The organism is Fructobacillus tropaeoli, assembly GCF_001047135.2.
Classification (GTDB): Bacteria; Bacillota; Bacilli; order Lactobacillales; family Lactobacillaceae; genus Fructobacillus; species Fructobacillus tropaeoli.
Window position 1 is genome coordinate 52600 of record NZ_DF968078.1, and the last position, 16834, is coordinate 69433.

Sequence of the window (16834 nt, forward strand, 5' to 3'; positions counted from 1 at the left end):
GATCAAAGGCGGCCTGCTGACCATTTGGTCATGCTTGCTTAGTGCTATCGGCATCATGTTCCACTTGCTTTACCGCTTGGCTCTTGGCTGCTGCCAGTTCAGCCTCGGCTTGAGCCTTCGCTTCTGCCTGTTCTTGTACACTATCAACCGTCTGCTTGAACTTTGTTAAGGTTTGCTGAATCTCATCTGCATTCTGCGCTTGAGCAAGGTCCTTCTCAGCCACTTGACGCGCTTCATCAATGTTCTGTGCAAACTGTGAGACTTGACCAGCTGGCAATGCCTTCTTAGCACTATCGGTATCATGTTCCACTTGCTTTGCCGCTTGGTCCTTAGCCGCCGCCAGTTCAGCCTCAGCTTGAGCCTTCGCTTCTGCCTGCTTTTGTAGACCATCAACCATCCGCTTAAACTTCGCTAAGGCTTGCTGAATCTCATCCGCATTCTGAGCCTGAGAAAGCTCCTTTTCAGCAGTTTGGCGTGCAGCATCAATAGCCGAATCAAAGGCAACTTGCTGACCTTCAGGCAACTTTTGCTTGGCAGTTGTCGCATCGTCATCCACTGTTTGCAGAGCCACTTGTTCTTGGTTTTTCAGTGCTTGACCCGGTTGGTGAACCTCGTCAATTCCTGGCAAACCATTCTGAAGCGCTTGATCAGCTGCTCTTGGATCAGCTGCTTTTTCAACAATCGCCTTCAAAGCGTCCGCCTTTTGATTGGCCGTAGCAATTTGCTGTTGCTTATCTTGGCTCGAAAGGGGTGGATCCTGATTGATTTCCTCAACAACCTGTTTTGTAGCAATATCAATTCGCTGGTTAAGCGCGGGCAGTTGTCCATTCAAATCAGGCTTTGCCTGATGGGCAGCCTGAATATTTGCCTGACCAGTTGCCAAAGCATCAGCCACTACTGCCTCACTCTGAGCCGCGGCAATCGCAGCCAGCGTTTGACTATAAACAGTCTGTGCAGCCTCTAACTGATTGTGCACATCCGAGTCCGACAAAGTTCGGTCAGACTGAATTGACGCCAGCGTTGCGTTCAAGAATTGCTGTAATTGCTGGCGAGCATCCGCTTGACTCGCTTGAAGAGCAATTGTTGGTAAGCTAGCCACAAACTGCTGCAAGCTAGTCACAACCTGATTTCCATCAACAGCCGAAGAAATATCGGCATTGGTCTGTTGTGTCAATTAAGTCAACTGCATCATCAAGCCTGCCTTTTCGTCATCAGTCAAATGCTGATAACCGTCAACGGTCTGAACAGTCGACTGCAAAGTTTGATATACCTTTTTGACCCAATCGGCCTTCATTTGTGCAATTAACGTCTGCTTGGCTGGACCGCTGCGGTCAACACTTGGTGCTGATCTTGTGTAATCAAACCACTTTGAAGCGCCTGATTGATTTGTTCTTGCATCTGCTGGCTAGCAGCTTGAATTTGTTTTTCAAACTTAGCTGCTTGACCATCTGGCCCCACAATTGCCTGGCCGGCCTGGTGAATCGTCGGCAACTTTGGTAGACCCTGTTCAAGGTCTTGGTAGGCTGCACGTGGGTCAACAGCATTTTTCAATTCATTCTTCAAGTCTGCCGCCTGTTGCTGAACGGCCTTAATCTGCTGTTGTTTCTCGTCAACTGATAATGTCGGATCTTGATTGATTGCTGATACAACCTGCTGAGCAACCTCATCAACTTGCTGGTTCAGCTTTGGTAACTGCTGAGCCAAATCGCCCTGCTCTTGGTGAGCGTTTTCAACAGCGGTGCGACCATCCGCCAAAGCCTGCGCCATTGCAGCGGAGTTCTGTGTCGCCTTAACCGCCTGGATGGCTTGGTCAAGAGCAGTATTGGCTGCTTGTTGCTGATTTTGTACTTGTTGATCTAACAATGTGCGGTCAGCGCTAATTGCTTGTTGAGTAGCCGTTCCCGTCTGTTCAAGTTGACGAACAGCATCCTGCTGGCTAGCCTTGAAGGTCAAGGTTGGCAAAGCATCCAAGAATTTTTGCAAGGCTGCAGTCACAACCGTGGCCGATGCGCCTTCTTGGAACTGGTTATTGGTTTCATCGGTCAGCTCACCCAACCGGTTCATCAAATCAGCCACATCATCGTCAGTCAAATTCTCATAACCATGAATGGTCTGGTCCGTCGCCTGCAATCCTTGGTACAACCGGGATACCCAGTCAGCCTTGGCCTCAGCAACTGGTGTCTGCGCTAGTTGACCCAAAGTCAAAGCCGTCACATCGCCTTGAACCATCGTTTCGGCCGCTACAACTGTTTGAGCAGACTTCAGTTCATTGACAAACCAGTCCTGCATGCCGGTGATTGCCCGGACAATAATCTGTTGACCAGCAACCGAAAGGTTTGGTTGCTGCTTTGTTTTAGCAGCCAAAGCCGTTGCAGCGGCAACAATCTGCTGGTTAAAGTCGGACAACCGGTCAGACACGGATTGACCACCATGATGAACGCCATTAATAATTTGCACAGCCGTTTCGCTAGTACCAGTCACCTAGGCAGCGTTTTGGCTGTCATTAATCGACTTGGTCCAGGTATCCACAACCTCTTGTAAGCTCGTTTGTTGGGCGGCCTTTTCTTGCTGATTCAAAGTGCCATCAGCAACAATAGCTGCATCCGCCTGAGACTGAGCAACTTTCAACTGGTGGAAGGCAATGTCCTTAGCCAAAGCTGTTTAATTTTGAACCAAGGCAGCTTGCCAAGCCGCACTTGCCGTCTGAATTTGATCGGCATTTTCAGCCTGGTTGGTTGCGGCCTGTGCCTGAGTTGTGGCCGCTTGAAGAGCAGCTGTCAAGACATCCCTTTGCTCGGTTGTGATAAAACCATTTGTCGCCGCCTGATTAATTTGATTTTGTTCTTGCTGACTGGCAGTCGAAACCTGATTTTTCAACTGAGCCGCTTGTCCTGTTGCACCACTAATGACCAAACCGGGTTGGTGGACCCCATTTAGGCTGACCAAACCTGGTTGCGGGTCTTCATCAGCCTCACGCAAATCAGCTGCATTGGCCATTGTCTTTTTCAGATCTGACGCCTTCTGGTTAAGCGTCTCAATCTGCTGTTGCTTTTCAGTGGCAGTCAACGTTTGATCTTGATTAATCGTAGTCGTTGCTGTCTTGACGGCATCATCGACCTGCTGGTTCAGCTTTGGTAATTGTTCACTCAAAGCAGCTTGATCTTGATGACTAGCTTCAACGGCCTCCTGGCCCGCCGTCAAGGCACTCGCTACTGCCTGCAAATCACCTGCTTGTTGCACTTGTGCACTTGCTTGGTCATAAGCGGTTTGAGCCGTCTGAATCTGATTTTGCACCTCTTGATGAGATAATGACCGGTCAGCCGTAATATCCGCCTTGGTGGTTTCGAAGACCGACTGCAACCGATTAGCAGCATCCGTTTTGCTTGCTTGCAAGTTCAACTTAGTCAAATTCAGCATCAATTCTTGCAACAATTGTACTGTTTGATCTAGCGTCTGGGCTTGGCTAATTTGACTGTTGGTCGTCGTCACCAGTGACTGCATCGTTTGCAGTAAGGCTGATTTTTCAACAACAGACAAAGCTAAATAGCCATTAATCGACTGGTCCGTTGTTTCCAACTCGTTATAAAAGCGAGCAAAACATTCGGCCGTACCCTGACCAAGTGGACTAGTTGCATTCTGGCCAAAGGCCATCGCATTCAAATCGTCTTGGACCATCGTTTCGGCCTCAACGACGCTTTTAGCAGCCTGCAATTCATGCAAGTACCAGTCCCGATTATTTTGAACCGCTTCCACAATCACTGCCTGACCGGTTGGAGAAAGACTTTTATCCTGGTTAATTTGGGCAACAACCTGTGCTGCTGCAGCTTGAATTTTAGCAGTGTAATTTGGTAGCCGTTCTTCAACCGAGTGACCACCATGGTGGACTTGGTTGATGGCCACGACGGTATCGCTGGCAACTTGGGCCACTTCGTCAACTACCTTCGTAGCCGCCAAGCTTTGCTGACCCATATTCCAACGAACATTGACAATTTCGGCCTGCTCGGCTTTTTCCTGGTTACTTAACGTTGGGTCGTCATTAATTGCTTGGTCAGCACCGTTATAAGCAACTAATAGTTGATAGTTAGCGATATTAATTGCCAAGTTATATTGGACACTGGCCAAATCAGTCGTCAACTGTTGATTAGCCGTCAAAATCTGATCGGCGGTCGTTGCCGCTGTTCCAGCCGCTTGAGCAGCACTCACAACCCGTTGTAACTGTTGTGTCAAACTGGTCTGTTGATCAGCTGTAATTTGACCCTTGGTAGTCGCAGCATTAATCGCCTGTTGCACGATTGCACTCTGGTCCGTCACTTGTCCCTTAAATCGGGCAGCTTGACCCCCATCACCCGTAATCGTTTGACCGGGAACATAAATTTTTTGATTAGTCGTTGTACCAGTATCGGCTACCTGCTTGGCATCGGTAGCATCACTGGCAACATTAATTTGGTCAATGGTTTGTGTTTCACCACGGTCAATGGCAGCCTTTTGTCGATCCTTTTCTGCCTGTGGCAAGGTTGGGTCAGCATCAATTTGGCTCTTAACCGCCTGATCCGCCTTCTGCACATTCGTAATCAATGCCTGCTTTTGATCAGCCAAGCTTTGACCAACCTGATGAGCCGCCTGAATGACTGCCACGCCATCGCTAGCGCTTTGCTGGGCACTAGCAACCGTTGTTGTGGCTGCTAAATCAGTAGTTGTCTTGCGCAATGCTACCAATCGATTAGCCTGCTGAGTTGTCTTAGCATCAGGCAACAAGGTTACATCCCCATCAATCGCCGCTTGAATCTGTTCATTAGCAGCTGCTAACTGGAATTGTCCCACTCGGTGAGCCAAGTCCAAGTCAATGGCCGCTAACTTTTGGTTCAAATCAGCCACTGCCTGTTTGATTTCATCCGCCGACTGCGCTGAATTAATCGCCGTCATTGCTGCATTCTTTGCAGCGGTTACCTGGTCTGTCAAAGCCGACTGGTCACTTGGCTGTAATTGACTGATATTCTGGTTAATCTTTTGCTGCTCGACATTGGTTGCATCCTGAATTGTCGTGTTAGCTGTTTCCTGTCGGTCTGCTACTGCCAGCCAGCAACGTGGAGAGCACTAAGTGCTGTTTGTCCATTTGAAACAGCCGTCTCACCGGATTGGACAATGGTCACGGCCTGCAAAGTTGCTAGCGTGTTCGCCAAAGTCTGTTGAACGCTTGCTACCTGACAACTACGGTCTGCACTTGTCAATGTTGGATCAGCATTAATCTCGTCTTTGACCTGATCAGCCGTTGCTGTTACAGCCTTCTGCCAGTCATCGGCATGACTTGAAACCGCTGGCCCTTGTTGGTGACTGTCTTGAATCTGCTGTGTTCCAGTTGCCAAAGCGCTTGCCAACTTGGTTTGTGCCTGATCATCATTCACCTCAACAGCCGAAATGGCAGCCGTTGCTTGGTTCAAATTGGTTTGTACAGCTGCTAGCTACTCTTGCTCGGAGCTAGCAGACAACGTCGGGTCATTTTCAATGGCTGTCATTGTATCTGTTGCGCTTTGTTGCAGCTGATGAACTAAGTTGTACTTCGTGTGCTGGTTACTAATTTTGATCAAATTAGTATGGAAATCAGCCAATGCTTGGTTCATTTCATCGGCTGACTGCGCAGCTTGGACAGCGGTCACGAAGTTCGCCTTGTACTGATCCATCAAACCATCGAGGTTACTGATTTCGCCCGTACTTAGCGTATCATCGCCACTAATCACACTATTAACCGTGTTTAAGTCATTAGCCGCCGTATTTCGGACAGCCACCTGCTGGGTCAATAGCGATGGGCCCGTCCGGTAGACAGCATCAATCTTTTGCAAAGCTTGATTTGTCTTGTCCACACCTTCCTGAACACTGACAGCCCCCCTGAATAGCGACTGTCCCATCAGCAAGCACCTGGTCAACCTGCGCTTTTTGCTGGTTCTTATCAGCCGTCGTCAGGGTGTTATCGGCATCAATGCGTCCCTGAATCTTATTTTTCTCAAACGTTAACCAGTCAATATAGCTTGCAGTCCGCTGTTGCACCGTTGCGCCATCTTGTGGGACTCCTGCAACCGCTTTTGTACCATTAGTAACGGCACTAGCTAAACTAGCCAGGTTTTGAGCTGCCAGTAAGGCTTGTTGGTACTGAGTGAAGAGCAGCATGACCTGAATATTTTGACTCGCCTTCTCAACGTCCGACAAGGTTTGATTATTGGCAATCACCTCGTTGGCAGCTAACTGAGCCTGATTCAAGGCATGCAAGTCGACGTCTTGTTGGGTCATAAACTTGACTTGATCAAGACCATCCTGAAGTACCTGTTGGCCCACCTGCAAATCATCAGCATTCAAAGACTCGTTAGCAGTCTGAACAGCTGCCTTTTGCAGGGCAGTCACTTGGTCCTTCAAACTTGTTGTTTCGCTGTCGGTCAAGGAATTCTCTTGGTCAATATTAGCTGTTGCCTGGTTGACTAGCTGTGTAATCGAGTCTAGGAAATCCTGACGTTGTTGACCTAGCGACTTTTCTGCTGGTTGGTGAATAGCTGCAATGGTTGCCACGCTTTGGTTTACACCGTTGACACCATCGGCTGCGGCTGTCGCCTTGGCTAATTGTGCTAAGGCTGCATCCTTAGCCTGGGCCAACTGGTTCAACTGGTTAGCTTTAGCGGCCGTCGTCAAGGAAACATCTGAACGGCTTGCAGATCGTCTGCATTAGCAGCCTGCTGGATTTGGCCTTGCAAACTGGCCTTTGTCTGGCGAATCGTTTCCTGCAATGTCGTTTCGTCAGCTGACGAAACGGCTTGTGCTGATAGTCGGTCCGTTAAGGCCTGAATTTGGTTATCCAACCAGGTTTCTTGACTTTGGCGCTGACTATCGACCGCAGTACCCACCACATGGGCTGCACTAAGCGCCTGGTTGATTGGTTCAATCTGCGCATTTAACTCGGTTGCCCGCACGCTTTGATTCAACTTATCGTCACCCTGTGCCTTGGCATGGTCCAAATCAGCCAGCTGCTGGTCCTTTTGGCTACTGGTTAAGGTGTTATCGGCGATAATGGCATCTTTAATTTGGCCATACAACTTGTCTAAGTTGGCCACCGCTGTACTCTTTTGGTCCGCCAGTGAAACTGAATTTGGCACGTGAATCTGGTTCAAATCGCTCAAAGCGTCTTGTAGGCGGTCGGCCAGTGCTTGCGCATTCGTTTTACCGCTCAAATCAGTCTGCGCCTGTTGCAGTACTTGCTGGTTAGTAGCCGTTTGCTGGTCAATCTGTGCCTGGCTCAATGAATCGTCTTGGTTAATTTCATTTTGAACGCCCTGTGACTTTTGGTTAACCAGTTGCAAAGCAGCTGTAATCTGTGTTGCCAATGGCTGATCAGCGCTGGCACCCTGACCGTCATCCGATTGACGGTCTTTTTGCAATTCTTGCTCGCCCGCCGTTAGCAAGTCTAAAATTGTTTGTCCGGTGGTTGTTGAATCCGCCAGAGCAACGTTCATTTTATCAGTATACTTAGATAACGATGATGATAAGAGCAACTTTCGAGCTGATTTACTACGATCAAGGAGGTTTGGATCGTTCGTCACTGCTGCCGTTAATGAATCCTGTAAATCAGTCAGGGTCTTTTCAGCATTTTGGACTTGGACGTCCAAAGACAAACCAGAAACATGACTAGCATCAATACCCTTGAGACCTTGTGTCTGGGCATCCAAGACATCTTGCGCATCAACAGTATTGGTTAACAAGTTGTTGGCAGCCGTCAAGGCTTGGTTGTAGAACGTGTTGATCTTGAATGACAACGGTCTGCTGGGCCTGAGCATCCAAGATGGACTGGGCATCAGACAAAGCATTAATGGTTGCCTGGGCGCTTGACAAAGCAGTCGTGACGGCCTGCTGCTGGCTCACCCGCTGGGCATTCGTCAAATTAGGATCGTTTGAGATAGCTTGAAGTACCTGATTGGCCGTAATCGCCAAGCTATTATTAGCCTTTTGTTGCTGAGTACTGATGGCTGCCCCTGCTTGATGAACGCCGTTGACCGCTGCAATGGTCTTATTCTTCAAGTCCAGGATAGCTTGGGCATTCGAAGCCTTGGCAAGGTCATCGTCAACACCCGTCAAAGTGGCATCAACTGCCTGGTCCTGCTTGGTTTTATCGGCTGTATTTAACATCTTGTCAGTATCAATCGCTGCCTTAGCGGCAACAACTGCATCCTGAATGGCTTCCTCGGCATCATTTACCTGACCTGAAAGCGCCTGACCCGGCTGGAATTGCTGACTGATACTTTGCAAACCAGCCGTTGTCACATCCAAAATAGCTTGTGCATCGGTTGCATTGGCCAACTTTGCTTGGGCATCGGCCAAGGCACTATCAGCCGCATTGCTTTGAGCTGTAATTTCGGCCGTAGTCAAGGTTGTTTCAGCAGCGATTTGACCATTAGTTTGAGCAAGCTGAACGGCCAACTGCTTGTTAGCAGTAACTCGCTGGTCAGCTAGTGCACTCATCACGACATGGGTGGCATCGAGGGCATTATGAGCTTTGGCAACCAAGTCAGCAAGTGACTGGGCATCCGGCGTCACAATGGCCTTGTCCTGATAGCTAGCCAAAGTTGTTGCTAAATCAGCCTTTTGATCGGCCTTTTGAGCATTCGTTAGGGTCTGATCACGGTCAATGGTGTTCCAACCTGATGATCTGCAGCGATCTGTGGATCATACTGGTTCTGCACGCTTTGAACACTATCGGCATCCTTGGCACCCTGCAAAGCCTTCGTTGCATCGGCCAGGCTCTGGTCAATTAAGACACGTTGGTGGGTTCGTTCTACTTCGATCAAAGTATTATCACTCGTGATGTCTCGTTTCGTATTCTTAGCCGTTTGAGTCAATTCATCGATGGCCCGATTTTGCTGTTTGGTCAAGTCAGTCCCACTGGTATGGGCTGCATCAACCGCCTTCAGACCAACATTTAGTCGATCTTGGACAGTTTGCGCATCCATTAAGAAGGATGACACAAAACTAGCCACTGCGCGGTCATGAGCATCCTGCACAGCTGATTTTTGGGCCGACTTTTGTGTGGCTAAGAGGGTCACATCCCCATCAATCACGCCATCAATTGCCTGCAACTCCTGGTCCAACTGCGCCTTCGCGTCAGTAATCCGGTCGGAAACAGATGTCGAACTAACATGAGTCACAGCCAAATTCTGGTTGGCCTGTGATAAGGCATCCGCAATGGACTGGGCATCTGGTGTATTTGGGGCAGACAAGGCTGTCTGCGCTGCTGTAACCGCCTGCGCTAAGTCCTGTGCCTGGCTTTGCTTATCGGCATTGGTCAACGTTGGGTCGATATTAATCAAGGCCTTAAAGCCTTGTGCTAAGTTTTGCAACTGGTTTAAGGCATTGGCCCGCTGGTTATCGACGGACGTTCCAACTACATAAGCCTGTTCCATTGCCAACTGGGCATTCGTGATGGCGTCCGCCACTTGCTGGGAATTCACAGCCTTTTTCACATTTGTCTGGGCATCTTGATAAGCAGTTGCCAAATTCTGATTTTGCTTCTGCTTCGTGGCATTGGTCAAAGTATTATCAGTATTAATCGAACTAGTCACCGCCGTATCCAATGCCTGTAATTGGCTCAGGGCATTTTGCACCTGGGTTGGCAAATCAGTCCCAACCACGTGACTATTATCAATAGCTGTTACACCATCGTTTTTGGCTGTATCGATTTGATCGGCCGTTTGCGTATCACTAACATTGATCTTGGCAATCGCAGCATCTCGAGCAGCCTGCAAGGCAGTAATTTGGTTGTTAATCGTTGCCGTATCCAAAGTTGGATCACTTTGGACAGCCGCTTGAACCTTCTGTGCCTCATCACGCAGGCTTTCAACAGCCGCCTGCTTCTGTAAGGCAATATCATCCCCTGTCTTGTAATCGGCATCAATACTGTTAATACCGTTCACTTGCGCCGTGTTGATGTCATCGGCTGTCTGAGCCTTATTGACGGCTGCTTCCGCTAAGTTGTAATCATCATCAACCGCTGCCTTTTGTGACGTCCGTTCCGCCTCAGGCAAAGTGCCATCATTCTCAATCAGACCCTTGACCTTCATCACTTCAGCCTGCAAAACAGTAATAACCGCTGCTTGTTGGTTACTGATTGCCTGACCACGCTGGTGAGCAGCATTGATGTCTTGAATAGCCTGGTTTTTATCAGCCTCGATCTGAGCTGCTTTGGTACCAGCGTTAATCTTACTGATAGCTGCCTGAATAATTTGAGCCACGGCAGCCTTCTGAGCCGCCTTTTCAGCCTTACTCAGCGTTGCATCGCCGTTAATGGCCTGGTTAGTACTATCACCGGCTCCGTTCACAGCGGTATTGGCTGCTTTTTGCTGGCTATTAACCGGCTGACCAGCGGTATGCAAGGCGGACAAAACATTTTGCACATTCGTAATCGTATTGGCAATCGTCTGCGCATCAGTTGCCGTTGTAATCTTTTTCAATAACACACTGGCCGCATCGGTCACGGCTTGACTCTGCGTTTCAACTGCTGAAACGGTCAGCGTCACGTCGTCACTGATTTCACTAATAACGGCTTCGGCAGCTTGATTAACAACGCCCGTTGCGGCCTTTTGCTGGTCTGCCAGTGATGTTCCCGGCATATAAGCCGCCTGGATGGCTGCCTTACCGGCAGCCACAGCATCTTGAATACTTTGCGCATCAGCTGTTTGGTTGACTGCCAAAGAAGCAACCGCCTGATCATAGGCATTGTTAACATTGGTCGTCTGAGTCTGATTATCAGCCGTCAATAACGTCTTATCGTTTGATAAGGCAGTCAGCGTAGCCGTGTACTGCGTCTTGATGGCCGTCTTAGCATCGACACGCTGGCTATCCAGATCCTTGCCGACAACGTGCGAGTTATTCAGCTTTTGTGACCACGAGAATTGCGTATCCGAAACCAATTGAGCAGAAGTGAAGTTGTTAATCGCCGTCTGACCCAAGCTGTAATTCGAATCTAAAGTTGTCAATTGGCTAGCCTTAACGGCGTTTGTCAATGTCACGTCGCTGTTAATGGCCTTTTGGGTTGCCTGATAAGTTGCCTGTAACTGTCCCAAAGCCGTCTTCTTTTGGTCCGGCAGTGGTTGGGCAGCCTGATGAGCATTCGCCACGTCGTTGTTGGCCTGTGCTAAGCGGTCGGCCAGTTGTTGAGCCGTTGTTTCGTTATTAAAATCAGCTTGCGCCTGAGCAACCAACTGTGTCACCGCATCTCGCTGCGCCTGGCGAGCGGATTCAGTCAACGTCACATCGTTGGTAATTGCTTGGTTGGTTGACTTTGCTACCCCAGTCAAAGTTTGACTGGCGTTGGCGATTTGTGTTGGTAAATCAAGACCCGGCTGGTGTAAGCGATCGAGGTTCTTTTCTGCCTGGGTTAAGGCATCTTGAAGGGCCTGAGCGGAAGTGGTTGCGTTGGCTAAATCCGTCTTCTTCTGTGCAAGAGCGGTGCTCACTGCGCCCGTCTGAGCTGTTTGCTCAGAGGTCAGTAGCGTTGGGTCACTGGTAATTTGTCCCTGCAGGCGGTTAGCATAGTCACTCAATGAATTCTGAGCTTGTAGCAACTGATCAGAGAGACTACTTGCGCTTTGATGGTCGGCATTTAGCCGCTCTTGGTACTGGTTTTGCAAATCAGCTACTGCCTGAGCTGTCTGTGCACCTTGCAGCTTTTTTTGCGCTTCTTGCAGGTCAGCATGCACCTGAGCACGCTGACTAGCCTCTTGACGATCTGTCAATGTCGCATCGAGACTAATAGCATTGGCAATTTGACTGGCCAACTTGGTCAGGGCGGCTATGGCAGCCTGGGCCTGTATCGAAACGGCCTCACCTACTTGGTGGTCCGCTTTAATGGCCGCTAAATCGGTAGCCTTTTGATCTGCCACGGCCTGAGCAGTTGTCGCCTGGCCAATCAGTGTGGCGTAGGTATCATTTGACTGGTCAACAGCCTGACCTTGAGCAATTTGAAGCGCCGTTGTTAAGGTTGCATCAGCGGCAATATCAGCCTTCGTTTGCTTGGACTGACTGGTCAAAGCGGCAACAGCATTGCTTTGTTGCTGGTCAAGGGCCACACCGGCCACATGGTCGGAATTTAATTGACCTTTCGCCTGGTTGAACTGGTCTAAAATCGTCTGAGCAGTCGTCAACTTGGCCAAAGAAGCCTGGGCCTTCTTGTAATCGCTTTGGGCCTGAGCCCACTGACTGGCTTTTTCAACATCCAACAACGTTACGTCGCCTTGAATATCATTTTCCAAACCGTCCTGAACGGCCTTCAAATTACTTTGTGCAGTGGCAATTTGATTAGCAATCGTGTCACCAGGCTGGTAGCTGGCTTGCAAATTAGTCGTTTGCTGGGCCAACTGGTCAGCAACCGCTTGTGCATTGGTTGCTTGGTGAAGCTGGTCTTGGGCGCTTGTATAGACAGTGGCCAAGGCTGATTTTTGCTGGGACGAAACCGTGTCCGTCAGCGTGACATCCCCCGTAATTGCCGCCAAAACTTGGTCATTGGTTGTTTCCAACTGGGCCAAAGCACTGGCTTGCTGCTGGTCAAGAGCTTGACCGGGCGTATGAATAGCGTTGATTTGGCTAGTAGCCGTCGCTTGATCGTTTTGAATGACCTGAGCGTTATCGTCGGCCTGAATGGTTGCCTCAGCATTTGCCAGAGCTTGGTTAACCTGGCTAACCTGGCTTTGCTGCTGACTGGTCAACAGGGTGATATCCGTATTAATTGCCGTCACTGCCTGCTTAGCAAGCCCTTGCAGAACACTAACAGCGGCCTGTTGTTGGTCGGCCACGGCCGTTCCAGCCTGATGAGTGGCTGCAATATTAGTCAGACCGGTCGCCAAATCGTCGGCTAATGTTTGGGCATCCGCATCAGCATTAACCGCACTCTGGGCAGTCTGAAAAGCGGTGTCAGCGTTGCCAACCTGCAGAGTCTGATCAGCCGTTGTTAAAGTCTTGTCGGCACGAATCGCCCGAATGATATAAGTATGCTTATCTTGTAAGCTTGAAATGGCCGCCTGTAATTGGCTAGAAAAATCAGTTCCCGGAACATGGCTGCCATCAATCTTCTCAATGGCCGCATTCCGTGCATCCAAAATACTTTGTGCGTCTGAGGCTTGATCAGCAGCCAGCGCAGCCTGGCCTGGTTCAGGCCGGCTTGTACCTGGAGATAGATAGCCTGCAACTGGGCCAATTCGGCTTGTTTTTCACTGTTGAGCAGGGTCTTATCATTGTTAATCAAGCCCTGGATCCGAGTATTTTCCAAATCAAGGGCGGACTGGGCTGTTTTTCTCTGCTGGTCAACACCAACACCAGCCGTGTGGGTACGATCAATGTTCGCTAACCCAGTCGGCTTCGCATCAAGGATTGCCTGGGCATCCTGGGCAGCAGACAGCGCTTGACTGGCTTGCTGATAAGCAGCTGCCAAGTTGTTAGCCTGTGCTGATTTGTCAGCCTGTGCTGATTTGTCAGCAGTAGTTAAAGTGCCATCCACATTAATCGCCCCGGCTACTTGGTTATTTTCGCCATCAAGCAAAGCCTGAACCGCCTGCCGTTGACTGGTCAAGCTTGAGCCACTAACGTGAGCACCAGCAATATTGCTATTGCCTGTGGCTGTTTGGTCAAGGATATCCTGGGCAGCTTTCGCAGCCGTCAAGGCAATCAATGCCTGGTTATAAGCGTCCTGGGCAGCCTTTTGTTGCTGTTGCTTAACAGCATTCGTCAAGGTCACATCCTGGCTAATGGCCGTATTCGTGTCAGATAAGTTTTGGTTCAAATCAGCTTTGGCCACATTTTGTCGGTCAGAAACGGCCATTCCAGTGTGGAAGACTGCCTGGAGGTTGCTAGACCCCGTTTGACCGGCAGCCGTGGCACTGGCTGCCGTCAATGCGCCTTGGATGGATTTTTGCGCACTCGAATAAGCCGTCGCCAAATCCCCTAATTTTTGGTCCTTTTCGGCCTGGGAAAGCGTTGGCTCTGTTTGAATTTTACTCGTTGTTTGCTGGTTAGCCTGGTCTAAGGCAGACAATGCGCTCTGTTGGGCAGCTTGAATATTGGCGCTTGGTTCATACTGGGACACAACATTCTGTTCGGCCTGAGCTTCCGCATCCCAAATCGTTTGGGCCGTTTGTTGTTGGGCAATCTTCGCCTGAGCTGCCGTCACAATTTGGTCAATCAAACCCTTTTGGTATGCTTGCTGTGCCTGAGTCAAGGCAGCATCCGTTTCAATCGTTGTCTTGGTACTTTCGGCTTTCTGAGTTAATTGGTTCAAAGCATTCCGCTGTTGAGTTGGTAGTGATAAACCTGGAGTATAGACCAAATCAATATTGCGAATTGCTTGAGCGACTGCCTGTTTCACCCCTTCGGCATTTGGCTGTTGACTAATACTAGTGATGACATTGGCCACGTATTGGGCAACGTTTTTCAACTGTTGAGTCCGTGAAGCCTCCAAAATGGTCACATCATTTTGAATCTGTCCAGATATCTTTTGTCCTTCGCTCTTAATTTGCTCTTGAGCAGATGCTATGCGGTCAGCAAGAGCTGTACCGGGTACATGCACCGCCTGGAACTTTCCCTGTTCTGTTGCCATCAAATCAAGCAAATGTTGAGCATCCACCTGGTTATCGATATCTTGGTTCATTTGCTTAGCCAAGGCATTGAGGCTACTGATTTGATTATCCTGATCATCTTGAATCAACGTCGCATCAGCATTAATCGTCGCAGTTACCTGGCCAACCCACTGGCTGATCTGCTTTTTAGCATTGTTCTTTTGGTCTGGTAAAGTAATCTTGGCCGGTTGATAGGCATTGGCAATCGCTGCTCGGTCGGTCTCATCATTTTTGGCTAAAATAATGGCATCGGCCGTCTGAGCCTTGGTAATATTACCCAGAATAATCCCGGCGCCGACATCCACATTCCGCTTCTCCTGAGCCTTCTCGGCATTGTTCAAGCTGGCGTCCTGATCAATCTTTTGCTTGACATCACTAGCCAAATTGCTAATTTCAATGTTGGCAGCACCTTGTCGGTCTGGGATGGATTTCCCCACCGTGTGCAAGGAATTCCAGGTGGTTGAAGCTTTTACCTGGGCCGCAATCAAATCAGCCGTTTGAAAGGTATTACCTGTTACTGCCGCAGTGACAGCATCTAACGCTGCTTGCTTGGCAGCATTCACCTGAGCAATTTGATTTTGTTTTTGTCCACTTTCAAGAGTGGGGTCTTGATTAATTTGGTCAATGGCTGTTTGGGCATTCGTGTTAATCTGACCAACTGCAGCTGTTTGTTGCTTGGGAATTGGATCACCAGGGGTCCAGCCCTTGACAATTTGTGATTCAATGCTTGGATCAACAGCTAATTTATTAATGCTATCAGCATCAGAAGCAGCGTCAATCTTGGCAAACAACGCATTCATCGCAGCCGAAACTGCCGCGGTTTCTTGGTACTTTTCACTTTGTAGTAAAGTCGGGTCAGTCCCAATCCCAATCTGATTAATAGTCACACTTGCCTTAGCCTGAATAACCCCCTTAGCAGCTTGACGTTGATCGGGCAAGCTCACGCCTGGTTGATAAAAGGCATTGATTGCCTTAATTCCAGCATCCCTCGCCTTGTTATAGTCTGCGGTCGATTGCGCAGTACTAATGTTTTGTTCAGCATTCGATACGGCCGAGGTTATCCGGGCTTGCTGCAGTGCTTTTTCGCCAATTGTTAAGGTTGGATCCTGATCAATCAGAGCATTAACCCGCTTTTGTTCAGCTGTAATAGGGCCAAAGCCGCCTAAGCTCGTGATGGCGTTCTTGATATCAGCAGCCCGTTGGTCATTAACCTGTTGTAATGTTCTCAAGACAAAAAAGTTATTAAAGGTATATTTGGGAAAATCTCTTCCAGAACTTGGCTCAAAAGCAACACTCAGTGAATTTTTACTGCCCATATCCTGGGTATTACTAGGGACCGGCAGAACAATTACCTGCCCATACACCCCTGCATCAGGGGTGTATTTCACGTTAATCGGGTTAACCCCATTAAAAAGTGGTTGAATTGAGTTATTGCGCCCACTAGACGGAGCCAGTGGTCAAACATACAAAAGCGTCACATTCGGAACAATGGTATAGGTTATTTGACCGTTAATCCGCCGGACATAGACATTCCGGAGTTGGACATCAACTGACTCATTCACTCTCGCTGCAGCTGCCGCCCGCGAAATCCAAGGTAAATCAGTCCACTTTCCAATTGCGCCATCCAAGTCACTGTCAAAGTGTTCTACCTGGGATTGTGTTGGCGAAACATAGGAAGAATCGAACGGGATTTGATAATAGACATAACCGTTATTACGTGAATCAGCATTTTCCTTCCAACCCGCTTGCGGGTAAGATTGCAAATCCGCTTCTACCCTTGCTGTATTCACATTTAAAATCGGTGCCGCCGCGAAGGCCCCGGCACCCAAAGTAAAGGCAGTAATCGCTGCAAACAACCAGTTTTCCCTGCTTTATACATTTTATAATGTTGTTTTGTAATAATATTTTCATGGTAATTCAACATGTGCCACACCTCTTTTCAACATTTGAAACAAAGTATATACAGGCTTATTGTACCCTGTTTATCTAGAAAAGAAAAGCGCACACCCTGATTTAAAGGCGCTTAACCGACGTTTTGTTTAAAAAATTAAATAAATAATCATATCAAAATGTTTCATAATCGCTCTAAACAAGACTTTAGTCCCTTTTGAGTAACTTTTTGAACAACAAATGAATTAAAAAATTTCCAATCCTTTTAACAGCTATTTTCACTGACTTATTTTAAATTACTTGGGTCT

The 16834-nt window shown here is 48.7% G+C and carries 11 protein-coding genes and 1 pseudogene; all 12 read right to left on the minus strand.

The window, feature by feature from the left end; genetic code table 11:
* Positions 1 to 28: 28 nt before the first annotated feature.
* Positions 29 to 1174, minus strand: a complete 1146-nt coding sequence (locus AOQ32_RS00255) for a DUF1542 domain-containing protein (RefSeq protein ID WP_059393055.1) — start codon at positions 1172 to 1174, stop codon at positions 29 to 31.
* A 128-nt stretch (positions 1175 to 1302) separates the two neighbouring features.
* The gene (locus AOQ32_RS00260) at positions 1303 to 2481 is read right to left on the minus strand and encodes a DUF1542 domain-containing protein (protein WP_059393056.1); all 1179 of its coding nucleotides are present in this window, start codon (positions 2479 to 2481) and stop codon (positions 1303 to 1305) included.
* Complete coding sequence (locus AOQ32_RS08605) at positions 2482 to 2655, minus strand: hypothetical protein (protein WP_158531845.1); 174 nt, start codon at positions 2653 to 2655, stop codon at positions 2482 to 2484.
* 6 nt (positions 2656 to 2661) lie between these two features.
* Complete coding sequence (locus AOQ32_RS00265) at positions 2662 to 4959, minus strand: DUF1542 domain-containing protein (protein WP_148666507.1); 2298 nt, start codon at positions 4957 to 4959, stop codon at positions 2662 to 2664.
* A gap of 107 nt (positions 4960 to 5066) precedes the next feature.
* Positions 5067 to 5438 carry a DUF1542 domain-containing protein gene (locus tag AOQ32_RS00270; RefSeq protein ID WP_059393058.1) on the minus strand — a complete coding sequence of 124 codons (372 nt, stop codon included), beginning with the start codon at positions 5436 to 5438 and terminating at the stop codon, positions 5067 to 5069.
* Positions 5439 to 5459: 21 nt separating this feature from the next.
* Positions 5460 to 5858 carry a hypothetical protein gene (locus tag AOQ32_RS00275; protein ID WP_059393059.1) on the minus strand — a complete coding sequence of 133 codons (399 nt, stop codon included), beginning with the start codon at positions 5856 to 5858 and terminating at the stop codon, positions 5460 to 5462.
* A complete protein-coding gene (locus AOQ32_RS00280) occupies positions 5824 to 6675 on the minus strand; it encodes a hypothetical protein (RefSeq protein ID WP_059393060.1) in 852 nt (283 codons plus the stop codon). The genes AOQ32_RS00275 and AOQ32_RS00280 overlap by 35 nt, the downstream gene beginning before the upstream one ends.
* Positions 6672 to 7793, minus strand: a complete 1122-nt coding sequence (locus AOQ32_RS00285; RefSeq protein ID WP_059393061.1) for a hypothetical protein — start codon at positions 7791 to 7793, stop codon at positions 6672 to 6674. Before AOQ32_RS00285 ends, AOQ32_RS00280 begins: the two co-directional genes overlap by 4 nt.
* Entirely contained in the window at positions 7720 to 8598 is an 879-nt protein-coding gene (locus AOQ32_RS00290; RefSeq protein ID WP_059393062.1) for a DUF1542 domain-containing protein, read from the minus strand. The genes AOQ32_RS00285 and AOQ32_RS00290 overlap by 74 nt, the downstream gene beginning before the upstream one ends.
* Positions 8599 to 12976: 4378 nt before the next feature.
* On the minus strand, positions 12977 to 15865 hold the full coding sequence (locus AOQ32_RS09115) for a DUF1542 domain-containing protein (RefSeq protein ID WP_158531846.1): 2889 nt from the start codon (positions 15863 to 15865) through the stop codon (positions 12977 to 12979).
* A gap of 228 nt (positions 15866 to 16093) precedes the next feature.
* The gene (locus AOQ32_RS00305; RefSeq protein WP_059393064.1) at positions 16094 to 16492 is read right to left on the minus strand and encodes a hypothetical protein; all 399 of its coding nucleotides are present in this window, start codon (positions 16490 to 16492) and stop codon (positions 16094 to 16096) included.
* 5 nt (positions 16493 to 16497) lie between these two features.
* A pseudogene (locus AOQ32_RS09155) lies at positions 16498 to 16560 on the minus strand (KxYKxGKxW signal peptide domain-containing protein); the annotation flags it as partial.
* Between the last annotated feature and the right edge of the window lie 274 nt (positions 16561 to 16834).